Here is a 1,532-nt window from a genome sequence, read left to right as displayed (position 1 = left end):
GCTGGTCCCTCGTCACGGCAGGTGGCGGTTCGGGGCCTTCGCGCGGTCCGCGTGTTCGTCCAGCACCAGCACGTCCACGCCCTTCGCCGTGAGCAGGCCCGTCCCGTCGGCCCCCTCGACGAACGTGTCCGGCTCCCGCCACGCCGTCACCACCCGCCGTACGCCCGCGTCCAGGATCAGCCGGGCGCAGGGGGCCGGGCGGGAGGCGCGGTGGGTGCAGGGTTCCAGGCTGGTGTAGACGGTGGCCGTGGCCAGGCGGGGATCGGCCGGATCGAGCTTGGCCAGCGCGGCCTCCTCCGCGTGGACGACCGGGTCGCCGCCCTCCCGGGAGTGGCCGCGCGCCAGCTCCGTGCCGTCGGCGGCCACCACGACCGCGCCCACGCTGAACGCCGTTCGCGAGGGCGGGCACTGAGCCGCCAGCTCGCAGGCCAGCGCGAGCCAGTGGTGGTCCGCGGCGGTGGCGACCAGGCCCGTGCCGGGGGCGGTGGGCTCGTAGCGCATGAGGACCACGTCCTCGATACGGCGGCTCTCCACGAGCCGGAGACGGCCGCCCTGGTAGCCGCCCGGGCCGAAGAGGCGGGGGGCGTCCGGATCGCCGACGAACAGCGGGGCCAGCACCAGCTGCACCTCGTCGGCCAGGCCCTGCTGGAGCAGCTGGGTGTGGATCCGGCCGCCGCCCTCCACCATCAGCCGCTCCACCCCGCGCTCCTCGCGCAGGTGCTCCAGCAGCCGGTGCCAGTCCAGTTCGGGTCCGAGCGGCACGATGTCGGCGGCCACGCCCAGCGCGCCGGCCCGCTCCGCGCCCTCGTCCGTCGTGTAGAGGAGCTTCTCGCCGCCGGTGTGCCAGAAGTTCGCGGCCGGGTCCAGCTCGCCCGAGCCGCTGACCGTGACCTTCAGGGGGTACGGCGGCTTCCCGGCGGCGATCCGGGCCGCGCGGCGCTCCTCGGAGTTGACCAGGAGCCGGGGGTTGTCGGCGCGGATCGTGCCCGCGCCGATGAGGATCGCGTCCACGGAGGCGCGGACCTCGTCGACGCGGTCGAAGTCGGCCGGGCTGGAGAGGAGGAGACGGTCGGGGCCGGTGTCGTCCAGGTAGCCGTCGAGGGAGACCGCGGCGGAGAGGAGGACGTAGGGGTGGGGCATGGAGGGGCTCCCCGGCGGGTCGAGGGACGGCGGGCTTGGTTCAAGTTTGAAGCAAACCTACACTGGGGGCATGACGACCCGCTGGCTCAGCCCCGACGAGCAGCGAGCCTGGCGTGCGTACATCGCCGCCTCGCTCCTCCTGGAGGACACCATCGACCGGCAGCTCCAGCAGGAGGCCGGCATGCCCCACCTGTACTACTCCATCCTGGCCAACCTCTCCGAGACCCCGGAGCGCCGCCTGCGGATGACCGAGCTCGCCGAGGGCCTGAAGATCACCCGGCCCCGGCTGACGTACGCCGTCGCCCGGCTGGAGAAGGACGGGCTGGTGCGGCGCGAGAGCTGCCCGTGGGACAAGAGGGGCAGCGTCGCGGTCCTCACGGACGAGGGTATGG

At 74.1% G+C, this 1,532-nt stretch carries 2 protein-coding genes; one reads left to right on the top strand and one right to left on the bottom strand.

Going from position 1 to position 1,532, the window contains the following annotated elements:
* Positions 1 to 12 precede the first annotated feature (12 nt).
* The gene (locus tag EHS43_RS44330; RefSeq protein WP_125196034.1) at positions 13 to 1,140 is read right to left on the bottom strand and encodes a dihydrofolate reductase family protein; all 1,128 of its coding nucleotides are present in this window, start codon (positions 1,138 to 1,140) and stop codon (positions 13 to 15) included.
* A 70-nt stretch (positions 1,141 to 1,210) separates the two neighbouring features.
* Here EHS43_RS44330 and EHS43_RS44325 point away from each other — a divergent pair.
* Positions 1,211 to 1,532, top strand: a 322-nt coding sequence (locus EHS43_RS44325; RefSeq protein WP_125196033.1) for a MarR family winged helix-turn-helix transcriptional regulator, incomplete at its 3' end; no start/stop codon positions are given.

It is taken from the genome of Streptomyces sp. RP5T (assembly GCF_003933965.1).
In the GTDB taxonomy this organism is placed as follows: Bacteria; Actinomycetota; Actinomycetes; order Streptomycetales; family Streptomycetaceae; genus Streptomyces.
This window is presented reverse-complemented; position numbering and strand designations above follow the sequence as displayed.

Excerpts from the sequence above, each read along its gene's own strand:
- EHS43_RS44330 (WP_125196034.1), bottom strand. The coding sequence starts at position 1,140 with ATGCCCCACCCCTACGTCCTCCTCTCCGCCGCGGTCTCCCTCGACGGC.